21 protein-coding genes are annotated in these 22,919 nt (G+C 70.6%); 18 read left to right on the top strand and 3 right to left on the bottom strand.

Annotated elements, in window-relative coordinates:
- Nucleotides 1–40 precede the first annotated feature (40 nt).
- Nucleotides 41–655: a class I SAM-dependent methyltransferase gene (locus ASD23_RS15810; RefSeq protein ID WP_056013551.1), complete on the bottom strand. Its 615-nt coding sequence runs from the start codon at nt 653–655 to the stop codon at nt 41–43.
- Between the two features lie 42 nt (nt 656–697).
- Between ASD23_RS15810 and hflX the strand changes: the two genes are divergently transcribed.
- The 4 genes from hflX to ASD23_RS15790 all read left to right on the top strand — a co-directional run bounded on the left by hflX (nt 698) and on the right by ASD23_RS15790 (nt 6,775).
- The gene (hflX, locus tag ASD23_RS15805; RefSeq protein WP_056013548.1) at nt 698–2,227 is read left to right on the top strand and encodes a GTPase HflX; all 1,530 of its coding nucleotides are present in this window, start codon (nt 698–700) and stop codon (nt 2,225–2,227) included.
- 207 nt (nt 2,228–2,434) lie between these two features.
- A complete protein-coding gene (locus tag ASD23_RS15800; RefSeq protein ID WP_082571586.1) occupies nt 2,435–3,535 on the top strand; it encodes a methylenetetrahydrofolate reductase in 1,101 nt (366 codons plus the stop codon).
- On the top strand, nt 3,532–5,883 hold the full coding sequence (gene metE, locus ASD23_RS15795) for a 5-methyltetrahydropteroyltriglutamate--homocysteine S-methyltransferase (protein WP_056013545.1): 2,352 nt from the start codon (nt 3,532–3,534) through the stop codon (nt 5,881–5,883). The genes ASD23_RS15800 and metE overlap by 4 nt, the downstream gene beginning before the upstream one ends.
- A gap of 124 nt (nt 5,884–6,007) precedes the next feature.
- On the top strand, nt 6,008–6,775 hold the full coding sequence (locus tag ASD23_RS15790) for an alpha/beta fold hydrolase (RefSeq protein WP_056013542.1): 768 nt from the start codon (nt 6,008–6,010) through the stop codon (nt 6,773–6,775).
- Between the two features lie 21 nt (nt 6,776–6,796).
- Here the strand turns inward: ASD23_RS15790 and lexA are convergent, their stop codons facing one another.
- Nucleotides 6,797–7,474, bottom strand: coding sequence for a transcriptional repressor LexA (gene lexA / locus ASD23_RS15785; protein ID WP_056014891.1), 678 nt, complete (start codon nt 7,472–7,474; stop codon nt 6,797–6,799).
- Between the two features lie 266 nt (nt 7,475–7,740).
- Here lexA and ASD23_RS15780 point away from each other — a divergent pair, with 266 nt between their 5' ends.
- From ASD23_RS15780 to ASD23_RS15740, 9 genes are all read left to right on the top strand, one after another.
- Entirely contained in the window at nt 7,741–8,175 is a 435-nt protein-coding gene (locus ASD23_RS15780) for a LysM peptidoglycan-binding domain-containing protein (RefSeq protein WP_082571584.1), read from the top strand.
- Between the two features lie 43 nt (nt 8,176–8,218).
- Nucleotides 8,219–9,310: a histidinol-phosphate transaminase gene (locus ASD23_RS15775; RefSeq protein ID WP_056013539.1), complete on the top strand. Its 1,092-nt coding sequence runs from the start codon at nt 8,219–8,221 to the stop codon at nt 9,308–9,310.
- Nucleotides 9,307–9,921 (top strand): imidazoleglycerol-phosphate dehydratase HisB, encoded by a 615-nt coding sequence (hisB, locus tag ASD23_RS15770; RefSeq protein ID WP_056013533.1) that lies wholly within the window; start codon nt 9,307–9,309, stop codon nt 9,919–9,921. The genes ASD23_RS15775 and hisB overlap by 4 nt, the downstream gene beginning before the upstream one ends.
- Entirely contained in the window at nt 9,918–10,556 is a 639-nt protein-coding gene (gene hisH, locus ASD23_RS15765) for an imidazole glycerol phosphate synthase subunit HisH (protein WP_056013530.1), read from the top strand. Before hisB ends, hisH begins: the two co-directional genes overlap by 4 nt.
- A gap of 100 nt (nt 10,557–10,656) precedes the next feature.
- Nucleotides 10,657–11,403 (top strand): bifunctional 1-(5-phosphoribosyl)-5-((5-phosphoribosylamino)methylideneamino)imidazole-4-carboxamide isomerase/phosphoribosylanthranilate isomerase PriA, encoded by a 747-nt coding sequence (priA, locus tag ASD23_RS15760; RefSeq protein WP_056013528.1) that lies wholly within the window; start codon nt 10,657–10,659, stop codon nt 11,401–11,403.
- A complete protein-coding gene (locus ASD23_RS15755; RefSeq protein WP_056013525.1) occupies nt 11,400–12,185 on the top strand; it encodes an SseB family protein in 786 nt (261 codons plus the stop codon). Before priA ends, ASD23_RS15755 begins: the two co-directional genes overlap by 4 nt.
- A 109-nt stretch (nt 12,186–12,294) precedes the next feature.
- Nucleotides 12,295–13,737, top strand: coding sequence for a pyridoxal phosphate-dependent decarboxylase family protein (locus tag ASD23_RS15750; protein WP_082571583.1), 1,443 nt, complete (start codon nt 12,295–12,297; stop codon nt 13,735–13,737).
- Nucleotides 13,738–13,800: 63 nt separating this feature from the next.
- A complete protein-coding gene (locus ASD23_RS15745; protein ID WP_056013522.1) occupies nt 13,801–18,378 on the top strand; it encodes an ATP-dependent helicase in 4,578 nt (1,525 codons plus the stop codon).
- Between the two features lie 18 nt (nt 18,379–18,396).
- Nucleotides 18,397–19,173 (top strand): DNA-formamidopyrimidine glycosylase family protein, encoded by a 777-nt coding sequence (locus tag ASD23_RS15740; RefSeq protein WP_056013519.1) that lies wholly within the window; start codon nt 18,397–18,399, stop codon nt 19,171–19,173.
- 66 nt (nt 19,174–19,239) lie between these two features.
- On the opposite strand, the gene ASD23_RS15735 is transcribed toward ASD23_RS15740, so the two are convergent.
- Complete coding sequence (locus ASD23_RS15735) at nt 19,240–19,590, bottom strand: DUF1844 domain-containing protein (protein WP_056013514.1); 351 nt, start codon at nt 19,588–19,590, stop codon at nt 19,240–19,242.
- 263 nt (nt 19,591–19,853) lie between these two features.
- Here ASD23_RS15735 and infC point away from each other — a divergent pair, with 263 nt between their 5' ends.
- The 5 genes from infC to ASD23_RS15710 all read left to right on the top strand — a co-directional run bounded on the left by infC (nt 19,854) and on the right by ASD23_RS15710 (nt 22,907).
- Complete coding sequence (gene infC, locus ASD23_RS15730) at nt 19,854–20,474, top strand: translation initiation factor IF-3 (protein ID WP_082571582.1); 621 nt, start codon at nt 19,854–19,856, stop codon at nt 20,472–20,474.
- Nucleotides 20,475–20,529: 55 nt separating this feature from the next.
- Nucleotides 20,530–20,724 (top strand): 50S ribosomal protein L35, encoded by a 195-nt coding sequence (gene rpmI / locus ASD23_RS15725; RefSeq protein ID WP_022893409.1) that lies wholly within the window; start codon nt 20,530–20,532, stop codon nt 20,722–20,724.
- A gap of 50 nt (nt 20,725–20,774) precedes the next feature.
- A complete protein-coding gene (gene rplT, locus ASD23_RS15720; protein ID WP_056013510.1) occupies nt 20,775–21,161 on the top strand; it encodes a 50S ribosomal protein L20 in 387 nt (128 codons plus the stop codon).
- A gap of 89 nt (nt 21,162–21,250) precedes the next feature.
- Nucleotides 21,251–22,063 carry a TrmH family RNA methyltransferase gene (locus ASD23_RS15715; RefSeq protein WP_056013506.1) on the top strand — a complete coding sequence of 271 codons (813 nt, stop codon included), beginning with the start codon at nt 21,251–21,253 and terminating at the stop codon, nt 22,061–22,063.
- Between the two features lie 55 nt (nt 22,064–22,118).
- Nucleotides 22,119–22,907: an amino acid ABC transporter ATP-binding protein gene (locus tag ASD23_RS15710; protein WP_056013504.1), complete on the top strand. Its 789-nt coding sequence runs from the start codon at nt 22,119–22,121 to the stop codon at nt 22,905–22,907.
- The last annotated feature ends 12 nt before the right edge of the window (nt 22,908–22,919 follow it).

Below are 22,919 nucleotides of genomic sequence, written 5' to 3'. Positions count from 1 at the left end.
GCCCGGTAGGTCGGGCAGCGCGTTCGACGAGCACCCGCCGTCAGCGAGCGGATGCCGCGGCGCTCACCTCGAGCACCCGGAAGCCCTTGTCCTGCGCCGCCCGGTCGATGTCGAGCCCGAGCTCGTCGCCGATCCACTTCTGCAGCGACTCCGCGCCGAGGTGCTTCGCGACGACGAGCCACGCGCTCGCATCGTCTTCGAGGCGGGGGAGCCAGTGCTCGAGCATGGCGTGCAGCTCGGCCTTGCCCACCCGGATCGGCGGGTTCGACAAGATGCCGGCGAAACGGACGTCGGCGGGAACATCGCTCGGCAGCACCGCGTTGACATTGGTGATGCCGACGCGTGCGGTGTTGCGCCGCACGAGGTCGAGGGCGCGTTCGTTCACGTCGACGGCCCACACCGTGGCATCCGGTGATCGGAGCGCGAGTGAGATCGCGATCGGTCCCCAACCGCAGCCGAGGTCGAGCAGGTCACCGCTCGCCGGCGGTGCGGGCGCGCGGTCGAGCAGGATGCGCGTGCCGGTGTCGAGGTGCTCGGGACTGAAGACGCCGCCCGAGGTCGAGAGCGACAGCTCGCGGCCGGCGAGCGTCACGGAAATGGTGCGGAGAGTGGCCTCGCCGCCCGGACGAGAGGAGAAGTAATGGTCGGAGGCCATACAGGGGAACCTATCGCAGCGATGGGAACTAGGGTTAACGCGATGAATGACGCCGAACAGAACTCCGCAGACGACGCCGTCGAGCGGGTGCTCAAGGGTGCAGAGACCAAAGCCGGCGTGACCCGCTTCGGGTCCGATTCCGCCGAGGCGCTCATGTCGCCCGACTCGGTCGACCTGTTCGGCTCCGACACCGACGGCGAGCAGTACGACCGCGAGGCACGGGCCGGTCTGCGCCGCGTCGGAGGACTCTCCACCGAACTCGAAGACGTCACCGAGGTTGAGTATCGGCAGCTGCGTCTCGAGAACGTCGTGCTCATCGGCGTGTACTCGCAGGGCTCGCAAGACGAAGCCGAGAACTCCATGCGAGAACTCGCCGCCCTCGCCGAGACCGCGGGCGCGCGCGTGCTCGACGGCGTGCTGCAGCGCCGCCCGCACCCCGACCCCAGCACCTACCTCGGCCGCGGCAAGGTCGACGAGCTGCGGCACATCGTCGCCTCGCTCGGCGCCGACACGGTCGTCGCCGACACCGAGCTCGCGCCGAGCCAGCGGCGTGCCCTCGAAGACGCCATCAAGGTCAAGGTCATCGACCGCACGGCCGTCATCCTCGACATCTTCAGCCAGCATGCGAAGAGCCGTGAAGGCAAGGCCCAGGTCGAGCTCGCACAGCTCGAGTACCTGCTGCCGCGACTGCGCGGCTGGGGCGAGTCGATGTCCCGCCAGGCCGGTGGCCAGGTCGGCGGGGCCGGGGCGGGCATGGGTTCCCGCGGCCCCGGTGAGACGAAGATCGAGCTCGACCGCCGCCGCATCCACTCACGCATGGCGAAGCTCCGCAAGCAGATCGCGAACATGAAGCCGGCCCGTGAGGCTAAGCGGGCCAACCGCAAGCGAAACGCCGTGCCGTCGGTCGCGATCGCGGGTTACACGAACGCGGGCAAGTCGAGCATCCTGAACCGCATCACCGGCGCCGGGGTGCTCGTCGAGAACGCACTGTTCGCCACGCTCGACGCGACCGTGCGACGCAACACCACGGCCGACGGCCGCGTCTACACGATCGCCGACACCGTCGGCTTCGTCCGCAACCTCCCGCACCAGCTCGTCGAGGCGTTCCGCTCGACGCTCGAGGAGGTCGGCGACTCCGACCTCATCGTGCACGTCGTCGACGCCGCCCATCCCGACCCCGCCGGACAGATCGCCACGGTGCGAGACGTCATCGGCGAGGTCGGCGCGCGTGACATCCCCGAGCTCATCGTCTTCAACAAGGCCGACCTCGTGACGCCCGAAGACCGCCTCGTGCTGCGCGGGCTCGAGCCCGGCGCGATCTTCGCCTCCGCTCGCACCGGCGAGGGCATCCCCGAGGTGCTCGAGGCCATCGCGCGCATGATGCCCGACCCGGCCGTCGAGATCGACCTGCTCGTGCCGTACGACCGCGGCGACGTCGTGTCGACGCTGCACGAGACCGGTCGCGTGCTCTCGATCGAGTACGACGAGGACGGCACCCGCGTGCGAGCGCTCGCGTCACCCGAGCTGGCCGGCCAGCTCGAGGAGTTCTCGGCGACCTCCGCAGGTCGCTGACCCTTCTCGCGTCACTGTGCGTCACAGTCGTGACATCACCGTGCACCCCGCGTATCGTCGCTCCTGATCGATCAGTGACCGGCCGAAGCAGGTCACTTGGAGCGACCGCCGAGCCCGGCACCCGCCCGCGACATCCACCCGCCGTTCCGGCCGGGGGAACGCGGCCTGCCGTGTTCTTCCCGTTGCCGCTCGCCACGCAGGAGCACCATGGCATCGACCGCAACCGACGGCTCTTCCCGTGGGAGCTCGCCGCGGGCACGCGCCGTTGCATCGACCGCAACCGACGGCTCTTCCCGTGGGAGCTCGCCGCGGGCACGCGCCGTTGCATCGACCGCAACCGACGCATCGGGCGCAGACTGTACGCCCCGACTGCCGGTCTCCTTCGAACTCTTCCCGCCGCGCACCGATGCGGCAGCGCTCGCCCTCGGCCGCACGATCGACCGGCTCGCCGAGGTCGACCCCGCATTCATCTCGGTCACGTTCGGCGCCGGGGGAAGCTCGCGTGCCCGATCCCTGACGGTGCTCCGCTACATGCTCGAGCACACCCATGTCGAGCCGATGGCCCACCTGACCTGCGTGGGCTCCTCGCACCTCGAGGCCAACCGCCTCGTACGCGAGTTCCTCGACGCCGGCATCACGAGCTTCCTTGCCCTGCGCGGCGACCCGCCCGCTGATGCCGACCCCGATGCGGGCATCGGCGACCTCGGCAGCGCAGCAGAACTCGTCCAGCTCATCCATCGGGTGCAGGAGGAGCGGGAGCCGTTCGCGCAGGTCGGGGTTCCCGGTAACCCCGGCGCCTCGCGCATCAGGGCCCGGCCCCGGCCCGAGCGCGTCGCGGTCGCGGCGTTCCCGACGGGACATCCGCGGTCGCGGAACCTCGGGCACGACGTCGACACGCTCCTCGCGAAGGAGATCGCCGGCGCCAACCTCGCGATCACGCAGCTCTTCTGGCGGGCCGACGACTACTTGGGCTTCGTCGAGCGCGCTCGAGCGGGCGGCGTCACGATCCCGATCCTTCCGGGCATCATGCCCGTCACGACGCCCTCGCGTCTCGCCAGGCTGACGGAGCTGACGGGCGTCGAACCGCCCGCATCGCTCTCCATCGACCTCGAGATCGAACCGGATGCCGCCGGGCAGACGGAGCTCGGCATCGCCTTCGCCACCCGGCTCGCCGCCGAGGTGATCGCGGGCGGTGCACCCGGCCTGCATCTCTACACCTTCAACCGCCATGAAGCCGTGCTCGACGTCGTCGACCGGCTCGGACTTCGAACCGACCGGTTCGCCGATGAGAGGAACACCGCACGATGACCACCCCCGCACCCGCCTTCCCCGACGCGACCATCCTGGGCTACCCTCGAATCGGTCGCCGCCGCGAGCTCAAGCGGGCCGTCGAGGCGTTCTGGGCCGGCTCGATCACCGCCGAGGAACTCGAGAACCAGGCCGCCGAACTGCGCGCGGCGACCCGGGAGCGCCTGGCCGCCCTGGGCCTCGCCCGCACCGGCTCTGCGATCCCCGAGACGTTCTCGTTCTACGACCAGGTGCTCGACGCCGCCGTCGCCGTCGGCGCGGTTCCGGCGCGCTTCGCCGCCCTGGCGGACGAGCAGGGGCGACTCGACCTCGCCGCCTACTTCACGATCGCCCGCGGTGTCGGCGACGACGCCCCGCTCGAGATGACGAAGTGGTTCGACTCGAACTACCACTACCTCGTGCCCGAGATCGGCCCCGACACCGTGTTCTCGCTGCACGCCGAGCGCATCCTCGCCGAGTTCGCCGAGGCGAAGGCGGCTGGGTTCACGACTCGGCCCGTGATCGTCGGTCCCGCGACCTTCCTGCTCCTCGCGAAGGCAGCCGACGGCGCCCCGGCCGGCTTCGCACCGATCGACCGCCTCGCCGATCTCGTGCCCGTCTACGCAGCGCTGCTCGAGCAGCTCGCCGCCGCCGGTGCGGAGTGGGTGCAGCTCGACGAGCCCGCTCTCGTGAGCGAGAGCATCGATGTCGATCGCGCTCGGGTGATCGAGTCCGTCGGCATCGCCTACGACGCGCTCGGCGCACTCGATGCCCGCCCGTCGATCTTCGTCGCGGCACCGTACGGCTCGCTCGATGACGCCCTGCCCGCGCTCGCTGCGACCCCGGTCGAGGCGATCGGCCTCGACCTCGTGCGCGGCTCGCTGCCCGAGGGCCTCGACCCCGTCACGGCCGAGTCGCTCGCGGCGAAGACCCTCGTCGCGGGCGTCATCGACGGCCACAATATCTGGCGCGGCGACCTCGCCGCAGCCTTCGATCGGGTCGCGGCCGTGCAGCACCTCTCCGCGGCCGTGTCCGTCTCGACCTCGACGTCGCTCCTGCACGTGCCGCACGACGTCGCCGATGAAGACGAACTCGACGCCCGACTCGTCTCGTGGCTCGCGTTCGCCGACCAGAAGGTCGGCCAGGTGGCCGTGCTCGGTCGCGGTCTCGTCGAGGGACGCGACGCGATCGAGGGCGAGCTCGCCGCGGCATCCGCAGCTCTCGCCGACCGCGACGCCGCACCCGGCGTGCGCGAGCCGTCGGTGCGCGACCGTCTCGCGGGCCTCGCCGAGCAGGACTTCGCCCGCGTGAGCTACGACGAGCGCGTCGCGGCGCAGGAGTCGCTGGGGCTGCCCGAGCTGCCGACCACCACGATCGGGTCCTTCCCGCAGACGGCCGAGATCCGCCGGGCGCGCGCCCGGCTCGTGAGGGGCGATCTGTCGGCTGCCGACTACACGGCGCTCATGCGCGCCGAGATCGAGCGCGTCGTGCGGCTCCAGGAGGAGCTGGGCCTCGACGTGCTCGTGCACGGCGAGCCCGAACGCAACGACATGGTGCAGTACTTCGCCGAGCTGCTCGACGGCTTCGCGGTCACGAAGCACGGCTGGGTCCAGTCGTACGGCTCCCGCTGCACGCGACCGTCGATCCTCTGGGGCGACGTCTCACGGCCCGCGCCGATGACGGTCGAGTGGTCGAGCTACGCCCAATCGCTGACCGAGCTGCCGATGAAGGGCATGCTCACCGGCCCGGTGACGATCCTCGCCTGGTCGTTCGTGCGCGACGACCAGCCGCTCGGCGACACCGCGCGCCAGGTGGCGCTCGCGCTCCGCGATGAGATCACCGACCTCGAGACCGCGGGCATCCGCATCATCCAGGTCGACGAGCCCGCCCTTCGCGAGCTGCTGCCGCTGAAGCTCGCCGATCAGCCCGCCTACCTCGACTGGTCGGTCGGCTCGTTCCGCCTCGCGACCGGCGGTGCCGTACCCGGCACGCAGGTGCACACCCACCTCTGCTACTCGGAGTTCGGCGTCGTCATCGACGCGATCAAGAACCTCGACGCCGACGTCACCTCGATCGAGGCGGCGCGAAGCCGCATGGAGGTCGTCGACGACCTCGAGTCGAGCGGCTTCGACCACGGCATCGGCCCGGGCGTGTACGACATCCACTCGCCGCGCGTGCCCGGCGTCGCCGAGGTGCAGGCGCTCCTCGAGCGTGCCGCGGGCGCGATCCCGGCGAACCGGCTCTGGGTCAACCCCGACTGCGGCCTGAAGACCCGCGGGTACGACGAGACCGTCGAGTCGCTGCGGCACATCGTCGAGGCGACGGTCGCGGTGCGCGCCGAGCTCGCCGCTCCGGTGCTCGCCGGCTAGCACGATCAGAGCGGATGTCGCGGCTCGCGGCATCCGCTCCACGATCCGAGCGGATGTCGCGGCTCGCGGCATCCGCTCGGCTCATGCCGGGGTGATGCACAGGAGCGACGCGTACCGTCGAGGCATGCAACTCGCGGTCCACGAATCCGGCGGGGGTGCGCGCACCGCGATCCTCATCCACGGCATCATGTCGGACTCGCGCGCCTGGCATCGCGTCACCGCGGAGCTCGAAGCGCAGGGATTCCGCGTGCTCGCGGTCGACCTCGCCGGCCACGGCCGCAGCCCGCGGGCGGTGCACTACTCGCCCGCCGGTTGGGCCGGCGACGTCGTCGAGACGCTCGAGCCGCTCCTCGACGGTCCGCCCGACATCGTCATGGGCCACTCGCTCGGCGGGCTCGTCGCGAGCCTCGTGGCCGACCGGCTCGCTCCGCGAGCGGCGATCTACATCGATCCGGCCTTCTCGTTCCCGAAGGGCGTCAAGGGCTGGGCCTTCAAGGCCTTCTTCGCCGTCGCGCCGCGGCCCAAGCGGTCGGCACTCGTGCGGATGAACCCGAAGTGGAGCGCCGTCGACGTCGACATCGAACTCGCGACGCTGCGCGACTGGGACAAGCGCACGATCCTCGGCTTCACCGACACCCGGCCGCTCGTGCCGCCGGCCCGGCTCGTGGCGCCGACGCTCGTCGTGCTCGCCGAGAAGAGCCTGCTCATCACGGCGAAGGTCGCCCGCCAGCTGCGTCATCAGGGCATGACGGTCGAGACGGTGCAGGGCACCGGGCACACCGTGTTCCGCGACGATCACGCCGGGTTCATGGACGCCGTGCTCGGGTGGCTGCGCGAACTCGCGCCGGCGACGCCGGAACCCGTGCCGGTCGGCATCCGTTCCGCCGTATAGCGGGAGTCATCCGCTCGGTCGTCAGACGGAGCGCAGCACCGCGACGATCTTGCCGAGCACCTCTGCGTGGTCACCGACGATCGGCTCGAACGCACTGTTGCGGGGGAGCAGCCAGGTGTGCCCGTCGCGCTGGCGGAACACCTTGACGGTGGCCTCGCCGTCGAGCATCGCGGCGACGATCTCGCCGTTCTCGGCGGTGCGCTGCGACCGCACGACGACCCAGTCGCCGTCGCAGATCGCGGCGTCGATCATGGAGTCGCCGACGACCTTCAGCATGAACAGCTCGCCCTTGCCGACCAACTGCCGGGGGAGGGGGAAGACCTCGTCGACCTGCTGCTCGGCGGTGATGGGGACGCCCGCGGCGATGCGCCCGACGAGTGGCACCATCGCCGCATCGCCCACCGGCGTGGGGTCGGACTGCGTGGCAGGCCGATCGGTCACGCCGGGCAGCTCGATGAGCACCTCGAGCGCGCGAGGCCGGTTGGGATCGCGTCGGAGGTAACCGGCGAGCTCGAGCTGGTTCAGCTGGTGGGTCACGCTCGACAACGAGGAGAGCCCGACGGCGTCGCCGATCTCGCGCATGCTCGGCGGGTAGCCGCGGCTCGACACCGAGCGCTGGATCATCTCGAGGATGGCGATCTGCTTCGCGCTCAGACTCTTGCGGCGGCGAGGCCTGCCTGCTGCCTGCACGTCGTCGATGTCGGTGCTCAACGTCTCCGCCCCTCGTAGCGGCCGCGAGGCCGGATGTCGGTGGTGTCTGGTCGACTGTCTTCCAGACATTCGAAACTGTATCCGTCTCGCGTGCGTGCGGCAAACATCTGTTCGAGTGTGTCGGAGATCCGGTTCCCCGGGTTTCCGGAGTTCGATCCTTGCATTGTTCGAAATTCGAATGTATGTTCGGAACAGAGTTTCGCATCCGGTCCTCCCGGCCGAGGGCCGGATGCGACTCCTACAGGAGGTGTGACATGAGCGCAGCGATCGCAACGACCGGCTTCCAGGCCTCGCGGGCCCTCCCGCGCGACTTCGACACGAGTGTGCGAGCTCAGGGCGTGTACACGCAGACCGGCGTGGCGCAGGCGCCGAGCGCCGTGGTGCGCACCCGCCTTCGCCTGACCCGCCGCGGTCGCGTCGTCTTCACCGTGCTCGCAGCGCTTCCGCTCGTGGTCTGGGTCCTCGTGCTCGTCCTCGGCTCGGGCGCCGCCGCCGCCGACGTCGACTCCGCGGGAGCGACCTTCGAATACGTCACGGTCGGTCAGGGGGATTCGCTCTGGGCGATCGCCGAGGCGATCGACCCGAGCGGCGACGTGCGCGAGGTCATCGCCGAGATCGTCCGGCTCAACGGCCTCGACGACGCGGTCGTCGAACCCGGGCAGCGTCTTGCGCTGCCGCTCGCTCCGTGACGATCGTCTGAAACACGGCGCCGGGCCTCGTTAGGCTTGCAGGGTGACGAGTCTCGAAGACCTCCCCATCCGCGACGACCTCCGTGGTCGAGCCCCCTACGGGGCTCCCCAGAAGGCCGTTCCGGTCGCACTCAATGTCAACGAGAACACGCATCCGATTCCCGAGAATGTCGCGCACGACGTCGTGGCCCGCGTCGCGGCGGCGATCATGACGCTCAACCGGTACCCCGACCGCGAGTTCTCCGCACTGCGCCAGGCCCTCGCGGATTACCTCGGGCACGGCCTCGACCCTGCGCAGATCTGGGCGGCGAACGGCTCCAACGAGGTGCTGCAGCACATCATGCAGGCCTACGGCGGGCCGGGTCGTTCAGCGCTGGGATTCGCGCCGACGTACTCGATGTACGGCCTGCTCGCCTCGGGCACCGGCACCGAGTGGATCACCGCCGGCCGCGACGACGAGTTCGAGCTCAGCCCCGCGACGGCCGTCGCGGCAGTGCGAGAGCACGACCCCGACATCGTGCTGCTCTGCGCGCCGAACAACCCCACGGGCACTCCGCTCTCGATCGAGACGATCGAGGCGGTCGCCGACGCCGCCCGCGGCATCGTCGTCGTCGACGAGGCGTACTTCGAGTTCGCCGAACCCGGCACCCCGAGCGCACTCACCCTGCTCGCTGGGCGGCCGCGACTCCTCGTCTCGCGTACCATGAGCAAGGCCTTCGCATTCGCCGGCGCGCGCGTCGGCTATCTCGCCGGAGACCCTGCGGCGATCGATGCGCTGCGCCTCGTGCGCCTGCCGTACCACCTGTCTGCCCTGACGCAGGCGGCGGCCCTCGGTGCCCTCGCCCACTCCGACGAGATGCTGGCGATGGTCGACGAGATCCGCGCGCAGCGCGAGCGCATCTCGGCCGAGCTCGCCCGGCTCGGATTCCTCCCGTACCGCAGCGGTTCGAACTTCGTGCTGTTCGGCGGCGTCGACGACCCGCATGCGGTGTTCGAGCAGCTGCTCGCGCGCGGCATCCTGATCCGCGAAATCGGCATTCCCGGCCACCTGAGGGTCACCGCGGGAACGGAGGCCGAGACCACGGCCTTCCTCGAAGCGATCGCCGTATCGGCCCCGAATAGGATTGCCTCATGACCGCATCGAGCCCTTCGCGCACTGCCCGGGTGCAGCGCGAGACGAGCGAATCCAGCATCGACCTCTCGATCGACCTCGACGGCACGGGGTCGAGCGACATCGAGACCGGTGTCCCGTTCTACGACCACCTGCTCACGGCGTTCGCGAAGCACTCGCTGACCGACCTCACGGTGCGGGCGAGCGGCGACCTCGAGATCGATGTGCACCACACGGTCGAAGACGTCGGCATCGTGCTCGGGCAGGCCATCAGGCAGGCGCTCGGCGACAAGCGGGGCATCTCGCGCTACGGCGACGCACTCGTGCCGCTCGACGAGGCGCTCGCGCAGGCGGTCGTCGACATCTCGGGCCGCCCATTCCTCGTGCACACGGGCGAACCGGTCGGTTTCGAGTACCACCTCATCGGCGGCCACTTCACCGGCTCCATGGTGCGGCACGTCTTCGAGGCGATCGCGTACAACGCGGCGCTCACCGTGCACGTGACCGTGCTCGGGGGCCGCGACCCGCACCACATCGCCGAAGCGGAGTTCAAGGCGTTCGCGCGTGCCTTCCGTCAGGCCAAGGCGTTCGACCCGCTGGTGTCGGGCGTGCCGTCGACCAAGGGTGCGCTGTGACGCGCAGCCGTCGCGTCGTCGTGCTCGACTACGGTTCGGGCAACGTGCACTCGGCCGCGAAGGCGCTCGAGCATGCGGGTGCAGAGGTCACCGTCACCGCCGATCGTGCGGCGGCGCTCGAGGCCGATGGACTGCTCGTGCCCGGCGTCGGCGCCTTCAAGGCGGTCATGGACCAGTTGCAGGCGGTGCGCGGCGGCGAGATCATCGACCGCCGGCTGGCGGGCGGTCGCCCCGTGCTGGGCATCTGCGTCGGCATGCAGGTGCTCTTCGAGCACGGCGTGGAGCGTGGAGTGGACACCGAAGGCCTCGGCGAGTGGCCCGGATCCGTCACCGAGCTCCCGGCCCCGGTGCTGCCGCACATGGGCTGGAACACCGTCGAGGCCGGCGAGGGCTCCGCGCTCTTCGCCGGCATCGAAGACGAGCGGTTCTACTTCGTGCACTCGTTCGCGGCGCAGGAGTGGTTGCTCGACGTCGAACCGCCGTTCCCCGCGCCGACGCTGACGTGGGCCGAGCACGGCAGCCGGTTCCTCGCCGCCGTCGAGAACGGCCCCCTGACGGCGACCCAGTTCCACCCCGAGAAGTCGGCGGAGGCGGGCATCCGCCTGCTCTCCAATTGGCTCGGCACCCTCGGCTGAGCCGTTCGACCGTCACATGCACTCGGCTCCGACACGGTCGGACTAGGATGCTGTGACTGTGCCGACTCGCAAGGCGCGACCGCGATGACTAGGACAGTGAATGAGTGAATTCAACAAGACCCCCCGCCTCGTGCTGCTTCCGGCGGTGGACGTCGCCGGCGGCAAGGCGGTTCGCCTGACCAAGGGCGAGGCCGGCACCGAGACCAGCTACGGCGACCCCGTCGACGCTGCCGTCGATTGGGCCGATCAGGGTGCGGAGTGGATCCACCTCGTCGACCTCGATGCCGCGTTCGGACGCGGCTCGAACGCGAGCGTGCTGAAGAAGACCATCCGTCAGGTGCGCGGCGTCAACGTCGAGCTCTCGGGCGGCATCCGCGACGACGAGTCGCTCGAGCACGCGCTCGAGATCGGCGCGAAGCGCATCAACCTCGGCACGGCGGCCCTCGAGAACCCCGAGTGGGCGGCATCCGTCATCGCGCAGTACGGCGAGGCGATCGCGGTCGGCCTCGACGTGCGCGGCACCACCCTCGCGGCTCGCGGCTGGACCCAGGACGGCGGCGACCTCTGGCAGGTCATGGAACGCCTCGAGGAAGCCGGTGCCGCTCGCTACGTCGTGACCGACGTCACGAAGGACGGCACCTTGCAGGGCCCGAACATCGACCTGCTCCGTCAGGTCATGGAGCGCACGCACCGTCCGGTGGTCGCATCGGGCGGCATCTCGAGCCTCGACGACATCGTCGCGCTCCGCGAACTCGTGCCGCTCGGCCTCGAGGGCGCGATCGTCGGCAAGGCGCTCTATGCGGGTGCGTTCACGCTCGTCGAGGCATTGGACGTCGCTTCGCAGTGAGCGCCGATGCGGGTGGGGGCCAGGCCGACTCCGCCGGCGTGCCGTGGGCCGGGCGTTCGTTCCAGCCCAACACGCACGCCGCCGACGACGGTCGTGCGCCCGAGGCTCTCGTCGCCGCGCTCGACGCCTTCCGTACCGGCGGCGCCGGGCAGGCGCCCGTGGTCGCGGAGTTCGCGCGATCGCGCCTCCTGATCCCGCTGCTCGCCGATCTCGGCGACGGTGGGTCCGAGGTCGGCGCCCACGGCCTCGCGGTCGACAAGAGCCAGGAGCTCTCGATCGTGACGGTCGAGGGCCCCGACGGTCGCAAGGTGCTGCCGGTCTTCGCGTCGGTCGAGGCGATGTCGCGGTGGAATCCGATCGCGAGGCCCGTGCCTGCAGACGGTGTGCGGGTCGCGCTCGCCGCCGCCGACGACGGCACCGAACTCGTCGTGCTCGATCCGGGTTCGGCGACCGAGTTCGTGCTCCGCCGGCCGGCGGTCTGGTCCGTCGCGCAGGGCAACGAGTGGCTGCCGCCGTTCGAGTCGCCCGTCGTCGGCGAGGCCTTCCGGAACTCGATCGGGCGCGAACTCGCCGTGCTCGGCGTGACCCTGTTGCCGGGTGATCCGACCGGGCGTCTCCTCGGGCCCGAGCTCATCGTCCGCCTCGAACTCGTCGCCGGCCTGAGCCGTGACGAGCTCGACGCCATCACGGCGCGGCTCGCACGGCGGTGGGCGGCCGACGACGTCATCGCGACCTCCGTCGACTCCCTGACCGTGAAGCTCGTCGGCACGCCCGTCGGCTGAGCACGACGCGGGCTGCCAAGCGGTGTCCTGCGCGACCGGCCGTTGACCGCGCCCGCGAAGCGGCGCACAATCGGTGGTGTGCGCTCGGCGCACGGAATCCAGGTGCGCCATGACCGATGCGAACACGAGGAGCGACAGCGGCTCCGACGACCGGGCAGCGGATGCCTCGTACGACGCGATCATCGAGGCATCGGGTCGCCATGCGCGCGCCTGGCTGTCGGGTGTCCGCGAGCGACCGATCCCGCCGCAGGCGAGTGCGGACGACATCAAGGACCGCCTCGGCCGCGAGTTGCCCGAGGCGGGGGAGCCCGAACTCGAAGTCATCGCGCGCCTGGCCGAGGGCGTCGAGCCCGGTCTCATCGCGATCGGCTCGCCGCGCTTCTACGGCTGGGTGATCGGCGGCACGCAGCCCGTCGCGCTCGGCGCCGACTGGCTGGTGTCGGCGTGGGACCAGAACACGGGACTCCGCGCGATCACGCCAGGGGCTGTCGCCGTCGAGGAGCTCGCCGGCGAGTGGCTCCTCGACGTGCTGGGCCTGCCGCCGCAGAGCGATGTCGGCTTCACAACGGGCGCCACCATGGCCCAGTTCTCGTGCATGGCGGCCGCGCGGAACGAGGTGCTGCGCAGGGCCGGATGGGGCGTCGAGGCCGACGGGCTGACCGGCGGGCCGGCCATCAGGTTCATCGCGGGCGAGGAGCGGCACGGCACCATGGACCTCGCGGCGCGGTACCTGGGACTCGGCGCGCCGATCACGGTGCCGTCCGACGAACAGGGCCGCATCCGCGTCGACGAGTTGTCGAGGGCGCTCGCCGACGGCGAGGGGCCGGCGATCGTGGCACTGCAGGCCGGCAACATCCACTCGGGTGCGTTCGACGACTTCACCGGGGCGATCGCGGCCGCCCACGCGGCGGGAGCATGGGTGCACGTCGACGGTGCGTTCGGGCTGTGGGCGGCCGCGTCGCCGTCGCTCCGCCACCTCACCACGGGGTACGAGGCCGCCGATTCATGGTCGACCGATGCCCACAAGACGCTCAACGTGCCATACGACTGCGGCATCGCGATCGTGCGCGACCCGGCCGCGATGCGGCGCGCGCTCGGCATGCATGCGAGCTACCTGCAGGCCACGGAGGTCGGCGCCGATCCGCACGAGAAGGCGCCCGAGCTCTCGCGTCGGGCCCGCGGCGTGCCGACCTGGGCGGTGCTCCGCTCGCTCGGCCGAGCGGGTGTCGCGCAGCTGATCGACGGCCTCGCCGAGGCGGCGCGCGGCATCGCCGACGGCGTCGGCGCCCTTCCCGGCGTGGAGGTGCTGAACGACGTCGTCTTCACCCAGGTCTGCATCGCGCTCGACACTGACGCGGCGACCGAGGCGCTCAGCGAGCGCCTCTGGAACGAGGGTGAGGTGCTCGCCATGACGTCGCGCTGGCAGGACCGTGCCGTCGTGCGCTTCTCGGTGAGCAACTGGCGAACGGATGCCGCAGAGGTGCGCCGAACGGTCGACGCCGTCGCCCGTGCGCTCGAGGCGCTCGAGGCCGAGCGCCCGCCGGTCGAGTAGCGCCCGACGAAGGAGGACGCGTATCGAGACCCTGCTGTCGGCGGCATCCGCTTGAATGGAGACATGACGGAGGCGCTCGATGCGTTCTCGCCCGCGACGCGAGCGTGGTTCACCGAGTCCTTCAGCGCGCCCACCACCGTGCAGAACGGTGCGTGGCAGGCCATCTCGCGAGGCGAGCACTCGCTCGTCGTCGCCCCGACCGGTTCGGGCAAGACCCTCGCGGCCTTCCTATGGGCGATCGACCGGTTGCATCATGAGGGCGCCGATGCCGAGTCGACGGGCACGCGCGTCATCTACCTGTCGCCACTGAAGGCCCTCGGTGTCGATGTCGAGCGCAACCTCCGCGCGCCCCTCGTCGGCATCGCCCGCACCGCTGCGGCGCACGGCATCGAGGTGCCCGAGGTCTCGGTGGGGGTGCGTTCGGGCGACACCCCGCCCGCTGAGCGGCGACGGCTCGCGACGCACCCGCCGGAGATCCTCATCACGACGCCCGAGTCGCTGTTCCTCATGCTCACGTCGGCGGCGCGTGAGACGCTCCGCGGGGTCCAGACGGTGATCGTCGACGAGATCCACGCGCTCGCCGGCACGAAGCGCGGCTCGCACCTCGCGCTGTCGCTCGAGCGGCTCGACGAGCTCACCGCCGCGCCGGTGCAGCGCATCGGGCTCTCGGCGACCGTGCGGCCGCATGAAGAGGTCGCACGGTTCCTCGGAGGCACCCGAGCGGTGACGATCGTGGCACCGGCCTCGGGCAAGAAGTTCGACCTGCGGGTGACGGTGCCGGTCGACGACCTCTCCGACCTCGCCGGCGAGACGAGCGCGGGTTCGGTGTGGCCGCATGTCGAGGAGGCGATCCTCGACGAGGTGCTCGCGCACCGTTCGACGATCGTCTTCGCGAACTCCCGGCGCCTCGCCGAGCGGTTGACGGCACGGCTCAACGAACTGTGGGCCGAACGCACCGCGATGGCAGTCGAGGCACCGCGCGACGTGACGGTCGAGGGACCGTCGGCAACGATCCCAGTGTCGGCGACGGTGTCGGCGCCGGCAACGGCGAGACGGACGCCGGCAGAGGCCGTCGGCGCCTCGGGCACCACGGCCGGCGCGGGGCCCGTGATCGCCCGATCGCACCACGGCTCGGTGAGCAAAGAGGAGCGCGCCCTCGTCGAAGACGACCTCAAGTCGGGCCGCCTGCGCTGCGTCGTGGCGACGTCGAGCCTCGAGCTCGGCATCGACATGGGTGCGGTCGATCTCGTCATGCAGGTGGAGTCCCCGCCCTCGGTGGCGAGTGGTCTGCAGCGGCTCGGCCGCGCCGGGCACCAGGTCGGCGAGGTCTCGAAGGGACTCATCTTCCCGAAGCACCGCGCCGACGTGCTGCACTCGGCGGTCGTCGCGGAGCGCATGATCAGCGGGGCGATCGAAGAACTCCGCATCCCGGCGAACCCGCTCGACGTGCTCGCCCAGCAGACGATCGCGGCCACGGCGCTCGACGAGTGGGACGTCGAGGCGTGGTTCGAGCTCGTGCGCCGTGCCGCGCCCTACGCCGCGTTGCCCCGCTCGGCGTTCGACGCGACCCTCGACCTGCTCGCCGGACGCTACCCCTCCGACCGCTTCGGCGAGCTGCGCGCCCGCATCGTATGGGATCGCGACTCCGGCACGATCGTCGGACGGCGGGGCGCCCAGCGCCTCGCGGTCACGAGCGGCGGCACGATCCCCGACCGGGGACTGTTCGGCGTGTTCATGATCGGCGAGGCCGGGCCTGGCCGCCGCGTCGGCGAGCTCGACGAGGAGATGGTCTACGAGTCGCGGGTCGGCGACGTGTTCGCCCTCGGGGCCACGAGCTGGCGTATTCAAGAGATCACGCACGATCGGGTGCTCGTCGCCCCGGCGTTCGGCGAGCCGGGGCGCCTGCCCTTCTGGAGGGGCGACGGCATCGGCCGCCCCGCCGAACTCGGGGCGGCGATCGGCGGGTTCATCGCTGAACTGTCGGGCGCACCGACATCCGACGCCCTTGCTCGCAGCCGTGCCGCCGGGCTCGACGAGCGCGCCGCCACGAACCTCGTGAAGTTCATCGACGACCAGCGCGCGGCGACCCGCGTGGTGCCCGACGCGACGAACCTCGTGGTCGAGCGCTTCCGCGACGAGCTCGGCGACTGGCGCATCGTGCTGCACTCGCCGTACGGCATGCGCGTGCACGCGCCGTGGGCGCTCGCGATCGGCGCTCGCGTGCGCGAGCAGAGCGGCGTCGACTCCAACGCCGTCGCGAGCGATGACGGCATCGTGCTCCGCATGCCCGACACGGGCGACGATCCGCCGGGTGCCGAGATCTTCGCGTTCGAGCCCGCCGAGCTCACCGAGCTCGTCACGGCGAACGTCGGGGGGTCCGCCCTGTTCGCGGCGCGGTTCCGAGAGTGCGCGGCTCGTGCGCTCATCCTGCCGCGGTCGAACCCGGGCAAGCGTTCGCCGCTCTGGCAGCAGCGGCAGCGGGCGTCGCAACTGCTCGAGGTCGCACGCGACTTCCCCGAGTTCCCGATCGTGCTCGAAGCCGTGCGCGAGTGCCTCCAAGACGTGTACGACCTGCCGGCGCTGACCCGGCTCGCCGAGCGCATCGAGCGACGTGAGCTGCGATTCGTCGACGTCACGACCGAGTCGCCGAGCCCCTTCGCCTCGAGCCTGCTGTTCGGCTACGTCGGCGCCTTCATGTACGAGGGAGACGCCCCGCTCGCCGAGCGGCGGGCCGCGGCGCTCTCGCTCGACCCGGCGCTCCTCGCCGAGCTGCTCGGCACGGTCGAGCTGCGAGAGCTGCTCGATCCCGAGGTGGTCGACGAGGTCGAGCGCATGCTCCAGCGCGTCCACCCCGATCGCCTCGCGCGCGGCGCGGAAGGCGTCGCCGACTTGCTCGGCGACCTCGGTCCGCTCACCGCCGACGAGGTCGCGGCGCGGCTCGACGACGAGACGGATGCCGCGGCGGCCCTCGCGGCACTCGTCGAGGCACGCCGTGCGGCGCCGGTGAGCTTCGGCGGCCAGTCGTGGTTCGTCGCCGTCGAAGACGTCAGTCGACTGCGCGACGCACTCGGCGTCCCGATCCCGCCCGGCCTGCCCGAGGTGTTCGGCGAGGGGGTGCGCGACCCCCTCGGGGATCTCGTCGCGCGCTACGCCCGCACGCACGGGCCGTTCACGGTGGCGGCGGTGGCGGCGCGGTTCGGCATCGGACAGGCCGTGGCATCCGCTGCCCTCGCCCGGCTCGGCGGTGAGCGCCGTGTCGTCGAAGGCGAGTTCCTGCCGCACGGCTCCGGACTCGAGTGGTGCGACAGCGGCGTGCTGCGTCGAATCCGGCGGCGCTCGCTCGCGGTGCTCCGCAACGAGGTCGAGCCGGTCGAGCCGCGCGAGTTCGCGCGCTTCCTGCCGGCGTGGCAGCACGTGGGCGGCAAGCTCAGCGGCGTCGACGGCGTCGCCGCGGTGATCGAGCAGCTCGAGGGCGCGCGCATTCCCGCGTCCGCGTGGGAGGCGTACGTGCTGCCCGCCAGGGTCGCCGACTACCGGGCGGGCATGCTCGACGAGCTGACCGCATCGGGCGAGGTGCTCTGGGCCGGCACCGGGTCGCTGGGCGGCGACGACGGGTGGATCAGCCTGCATCTCGCCGAGACCGCCGAGCTCACCCTGCCGCCCCCGGCGGAGGCGCCCCTCGATCCGCTCGAGTCCGAACTCATCGCGGTGCTCGGGGGCGGCGGAGGGTTCTTCTTCCGACAGTTGGCCGAGGCCGTGGGCTCCGAAGACGACCGCGCGCTCGCCGACGCGCTCTGGCGCCTCGTCTGGGCGGGCCTCGTGACCAACGACACCTTCGCCCCGGTGCGCGGCATGCTCGCCGTCGGCGGAGCGCACAAGACCACCGCGCCCACCCCTCGCGCCCGCCTCCGGGCGGGTTCGCTCTCGCGACGCTCGCTCGCGGCCACCGTGCAGGCCGGACGCACGGCGGCGGCGCGGGCGAACCCGGCGAGGGCCGCCGGCCGTTGGTCGGTGCTGCCGCTCGCGAGCGCGGCGGCGACGCCCCGCGCGCACGCCCTCGGCGAGGCCCTGCTCGAGCGGTACGGCATCGTCACGCGTGGTTCGGTCATGGCGGAGGCGCATGTCGGCGGATTCGCGCTCGCCTACCGCACGCTCTCGGGCTTCGAGGACTCGGGCCGAGTACGGCGCGGCTACTTCATCGACGGCCAGGGCGGGGCGCAGTTCGCGACCGGTGCCGCGGTCGACCGGCTCCGTGCTGCGCCGAAGGGCGACGCGGTCGCACTCGCGGCGACCGACCCGGCGAACCCGTTCGGCGCCGCCCTCGACTGGCCGGAGCTCTCCGGTGACAATGCGCACCGCCCCGGTCGCAAGGCCGGCGCCTTCGTCGCGATCGTCGACGGCGAGGCGGTGCTCTACCTCGAACGCGGTGGGCGCACCACCCTCGTCTTCACCGACGACGAGACGGCGCTCGTCGCGGCGACCGCGGCGCTCGCCGCCGCGCTCACCCGAGGGCGCACCGAGCGACTGCGGGTCGAGACGGTCAACGGCGGCGTCGTCTTCGGCTCGGTGCTCGATCGCCCGCTCCGGGCGGCGGGGTTCCGCGAGACGCCGAGAGGGCTCCGCTTCGATGCCAGGAGCTGACGATGCCAGGAGCTGACGATGCCAGAGGGTGACACCGTGTACCGGGCCGCTCGCCGGCTCGATGAGGCGCTCGCCGGTCGCACGGTGACCCGCACCGACTTCCGCGTGCCCGCGCTCGCCGAGGTCGACCTGGCCGGCGAGCCCGTGCATTCCGTCGCGAGCCGCGGCAAGCACCTCCTGATGCGCATCGGCGAGGTCGTCGTGCACTCGCACCTGAAGATGGAGGGGGAGTGGCGCGTGTTCCGCCCGGGTGAACCGTGGCGACGGCCCGTCTGGCAGGCGCGCGCGATCATCGACGTGCCGGATGCCTCGGCCATCGGCTTCGACCTCGGCACCCTCGAGCTGTTCGGCACCGCCGACGAGACCGAGCGGCTCGCCTATCTCGGCCCCGACCTGCTCGGTCCCGACTGGGATGCCGAGGAAGCCGTGCGCCGGCTCGCGAGTTCGCCCGAGACGCCCGTCGCCGTGGCCCTCGCCGAGCAGCGCAATCTCGCGGGGCTCGGCAACGTCTACGTCAACGAGCTGTGCTTCCTCCGCGGCATCCTGCCGGCCCGGCCCGTCGGCGACGTCGAGCTCGTACCACTCGTGGCGCTCGCGAACCGGGTCATCCGTGCCAACCGCGATCGTGCGGTGCGCACGACGACCGGCGACACGCATCGCGGCCGGCAGCTCTGGGTCTACGGCCGAGGCGGCGAGGCCTGTCGGCGTTGCGGCACGCTCATCGAGCACGGGCGCCTCGGGCGCACCGAGCTCGAACTGCGCGAGACCTGGTGGTGCCCGAACTGCCAGCGCTAGCGCGCAGTCAGCCAGCCGCCTGGTCGGTCTCGATGCTCGGACCCGTTCAGGTCAGCGGCCGGTCGATCAGCTGACCGGGCCCGTCCACTTCTCGCCGGGACCCTTGCCGATGGGATCGGGAATGACGGAGGCCTCGCGGAACGCGAGCTGCAGTGAACGCAGGCCGTCGCGCAGCGAGCGCGCGTGCATGTCGCTGATCTCGGGAGCGCCGGCCGTGATGAGCCCCGCGAGCGCGTTGATGAGCTTGCGCGCCTCGTCGAGGTCGATCTGATCTTCGGGGTCTTCGGCCAGCCCGACCTTCACGGCGGCGGCGCTCATGAGGTGCACGGCGGCGGTCGTGATGATCTCGACTGCGGGGACCTCGGCGATGTCGCGGGTGGCGCCCTCGACCGTGGTCTCGTCTGAACTACTGTTCACGGATTTCCTCTGCTAGACTACTTCGGGCTCCGGGGCTTCACCCCGGTACGAAAGTGGAGATTCTCCCACCCGCGCATACCGCTTCATCAAGGTTACCGGGTCATTGCACTCCGCTCCCACGTCGCAAGACGGGGGAGTAGGTAGGGTGCCGCATGAAAAAGCACGGTGGGATTCCGTGCACGCATGCGTGGATTTCTCCTTTCGTCGTCGGGCGGCATCCGCCTTCCGACCGAGCGAAACAGCTTGAGTAGAGGAGAACACGCATCAGCGATCCCCGTACAAACGACCGTATCCGCGTCCCCGAGGTTCGACTCGTGGGGCCTGCCGGAGAGCAGGTCGGCGTCGTGAAGATCGAGGTGGCCCTGCGGCTCGCGCAGGAGGCCGATCTCGATCTCGTCGAGGTCGCTCCGAACTCGAAGCCGCCGGTCGCGAAGATCATGGACTACGGCAAGTTCAAGTACGAGGCTGCGCAGAAGGCGAAAGAGGCCCGGCGCAACCAGGCGAACACCATCCTCAAAGAGGTCCGGTTCCGTCTCAAGATCGACAAGCACGACTACGAGACCAAGATGAAGCGCGCCATCGGCTTCCTCAAGGCCGGCGACAAGGTCAAGGCGATGATCCTCTTCCGCGGTCGCGAGCAGTCGCGCCCCGAGATGGGCGTCCGTCTGCTCCAGCGCTTCGCGGAAGACGTGGCCGAGTTCGGCACGGTCGAGCACAACCCGACGATCGATGGCCGCAACATGGTCATGGTGATCGGACCCCTCAAGAACAAGGCCGAGGCCAAGGCCGAAGCCAATGCACAGCGTGCTGCAGCGAAGGCGCGACCGGCGGCTGACGCCCCGGCCGACGGCGACGCGCAGACGGCCGAGCCCGTCGAGGGCTGAGCCAAACATCCCCGTCCGTCACTCGCGTGACGGCAGAACCAAGGAGAAATACGAGATGCCGAAGCAGAAGACCCACTCCGGGTCCAAGAAGCGCTTCAAGATCACCGGCAGCGGCAAGATCAAGAAGCAGCAGGCCGGTATGCGCCACAACCTCGAGGTCAAGTCCTCGAAGCGCAAGGCCCGTCTGAACCAGGACAAGATCGTGTCGGCTCCCGACGCCAAGGTCATCAAGAAGCTTCTCGGCCACTGAGCCGGCAGCATAGACAGCCGATTCAGGCCCATTAAGGAAGAAACAGAGTCATGGCAAGAGTGAAGCGGGCGGTCAACGCCCACAAGAAGCGCCGGGTCATTCTCGAGCGCGCCAGTGGTTACCGCGGCCAGCGTTCGCGTCTCTACCGCAAGGCCAAGGAGCAGGTCACCCACTCCCTCGTCTACGCGTACCGCGACCGCCGCCAGAAGAAGGGCGACTTCCGTCGCCTCTGGATCCAGCGCATCAACGCCGCGTCGCGTGCGAACGGCCTCACGTACAACCGCCTGATCCAGGGCCTCGGCCTCGCAGGCATCCAGGTCGACCGTCGCATCCTCGCCGACCTCGCGGTCAACGAGCCCGCGACGTTCGCCGCGCTGGTCGAGTCGGCCAAGCAGGCGCTCCCGGCCGACACGTCGGCCCCGAAGACCGCCGCGTAAGCAGCGACTTCACCTTCGAACGGCCCGGCACCTCTGCTGCACAAGCAGGGTGCCGGGCCGTTCCGCGTTCCCCCAATAGAATTGGAGGCATGCTCGAGAATCCCCGATCGCCGCGCGTGCGCGCAGTAGCGAAGCTCGCCCGCAAGGCAGCACGTGCCGACAGCGGGATGTTCCTGCTCGAGGGCCCCCAGGCGGTCGCCGAGGCGCTCACCTTCCGTTCCGAACTGGTCGTCGAGCTCTTCGCGACGCCGAGCGCGCTCGAACGCCACCCCGAGATCGCCGAGGCCGCGGTTTCCTCCGACGTGGAGATCGAGTTCGTCACCGAAGAGGTGCTCGACTCGATGGCCGACACGGTGACGCCGCAGGGCTTCGTGGCGATCTGCCGCCAGTTCCCGACCGCGGTGAAAGACGTGTTCGCGGCGAAGCCGAAGCTCGTCGCGATCCTCGAAGAGGTGCGCGATCCCGGCAACGCCGGCACCATCGTGCGCGCGGCCGATGCCGCGGGCGCCGACGCCGTCATCTTCACCGGTCGCACCGTCGACCTCTACAACCCGAAGGTCGTCCGATCCTCGACGGGGTCGATCTTCCACCTCCCCGTCGCCATCGGCACCGAGCTCGCCGACGTGCTCGTGCGGGCACGGGCCGCCGGCCTCACGGTGCTCGCCGCGGACGTCAAGGGCGACGACCTGCTCTCCGCCCGCAACGACGGAGTGCTCGCCGGGCCGACCGCCTGGGTGTTCGGCAACGAGGCCAGAGGACTGCCCGACGAGCAGCTCGAGCTCGCCGATCGAGTGGTCACCGTGCCGATCTACGGGCACGCGGAGTCGATGAACCTCGCGACCGCGGCATCCGTCTGCCTCTACGAGAGCGCCTTCGCGCAGCGCAGCGCTGATCACGGTTAGGTAACCACTGCTCGGCAGCTTGTCGCGACACCGCCGCTGGCCGTAACTTGGGGACATGGAGCCCACGCAGCCTGCCCCGCCGACCTCCAACATCTCGGTGCGTCGCGGTGAGCCGCTCGTCGTCGTCGACCACGTCGACAAGCACTTCGGCGAGTTGCACGTGCTCAACGACATCAACACGGTCGTCAACCGCGGCGAGGTCGTCGTCGTGATCGGCCCGAGCGGGTCGGGCAAGTCGACGCTCTGCCGTGCCATCAACCGCCTCGAGACCATCGACTCGGGCTCGATCGCGATCGACGGCGTGAAGCTGCCCGAAGAGGGCGCGGCGCTCGCGAAGCTGCGTGCCGACGTCGGCATGGTGTTCCAGTCGTTCAACCTGTTCGCACACAAGACGGTCCTCGAGAACGTCACCCTCGCGCCCATCAAGGTGAAGCGGATGTCGCGCAAGGCCGCCGAGGCGGAGGCGATGAAGCTCCTCGAGCGGGTGGGCGTGGCGAACCAGGCCAAGAAGCTCCCGGCCCAGCTCTCCGGCGGCCAGCAGCAGCGTGTCGCCATCGCCCGTTCGCTCGCGATGAACCCCAAGCTCATCCTCATGGACGAGCCGACGAGCGCGCTCGACCCCGAGATGATCAACGAGGTCCTCGACGTCATGATCGGTCTGGCCAAAGACGGCATGACCATGATCGTCGTCACGCACGAGATGGGCTTCGCCCGGAAGGCCGCCGACCGGGTGCTCTTCATGGCCGACGGCAAGATCGTCGAAGAGGCGACGCCCGCCGAGTTCTTCGACAATCCCCAGTCCGAGCGTGCACAGGACTTCCTGTCGAAGATCCTCGAGCACTAGACCTGCGCTGCC

The sequence above is a fragment of the Agromyces sp. Root1464 genome, from assembly GCF_001427265.1.
GTDB lineage: Bacteria > Actinomycetota > Actinomycetes > Actinomycetales > Microbacteriaceae > Agromyces > Agromyces fucosus.
This window is presented reverse-complemented; position numbering and strand designations above follow the sequence as displayed.

Excerpts from the sequence above, each read along its gene's own strand:
- ASD23_RS15810 (WP_056013551.1), bottom strand. The coding sequence starts at position 655 with ATGGCCTCCGACCATTACTTCTCCTCTCGTCCGGGCGGCGAGGCCACT.
- hflX (WP_056013548.1), top strand. The coding sequence starts at position 698 with ATGAATGACGCCGAACAGAACTCCGCAGACGACGCCGTCGAGCGGGTG.
- ASD23_RS15800 (WP_082571586.1), top strand. The coding sequence starts at position 2,435 with ATGGCATCGACCGCAACCGACGGCTCTTCCCGTGGGAGCTCGCCGCGG.
- metE (WP_056013545.1), top strand. The coding sequence starts at position 3,532 with ATGACCACCCCCGCACCCGCCTTCCCCGACGCGACCATCCTGGGCTAC.
- ASD23_RS15790 (WP_056013542.1), top strand. The coding sequence starts at position 6,008 with ATGCAACTCGCGGTCCACGAATCCGGCGGGGGTGCGCGCACCGCGATC.
- ASD23_RS15780 (WP_082571584.1), top strand. The coding sequence starts at position 7,741 with ATGAGCGCAGCGATCGCAACGACCGGCTTCCAGGCCTCGCGGGCCCTC.
- hisB (WP_056013533.1), top strand. The coding sequence starts at position 9,307 with ATGACCGCATCGAGCCCTTCGCGCACTGCCCGGGTGCAGCGCGAGACG.
- priA (WP_056013528.1), top strand. The coding sequence starts at position 10,657 with ATGAGTGAATTCAACAAGACCCCCCGCCTCGTGCTGCTTCCGGCGGTG.
- ASD23_RS15750 (WP_082571583.1), top strand. The coding sequence starts at position 12,295 with ATGACCGATGCGAACACGAGGAGCGACAGCGGCTCCGACGACCGGGCA.
- ASD23_RS15745 (WP_056013522.1), top strand. The coding sequence starts at position 13,801 with ATGACGGAGGCGCTCGATGCGTTCTCGCCCGCGACGCGAGCGTGGTTC.
- ASD23_RS15740 (WP_056013519.1), top strand. The coding sequence starts at position 18,397 with ATGCCAGAGGGTGACACCGTGTACCGGGCCGCTCGCCGGCTCGATGAG.
- rpmI (WP_022893409.1), top strand. The coding sequence starts at position 20,530 with ATGCCGAAGCAGAAGACCCACTCCGGGTCCAAGAAGCGCTTCAAGATC.
- rplT (WP_056013510.1), top strand. The coding sequence starts at position 20,775 with ATGGCAAGAGTGAAGCGGGCGGTCAACGCCCACAAGAAGCGCCGGGTC.
- ASD23_RS15715 (WP_056013506.1), top strand. The coding sequence starts at position 21,251 with ATGCTCGAGAATCCCCGATCGCCGCGCGTGCGCGCAGTAGCGAAGCTC.
- ASD23_RS15710 (WP_056013504.1), top strand. The coding sequence starts at position 22,119 with ATGGAGCCCACGCAGCCTGCCCCGCCGACCTCCAACATCTCGGTGCGT.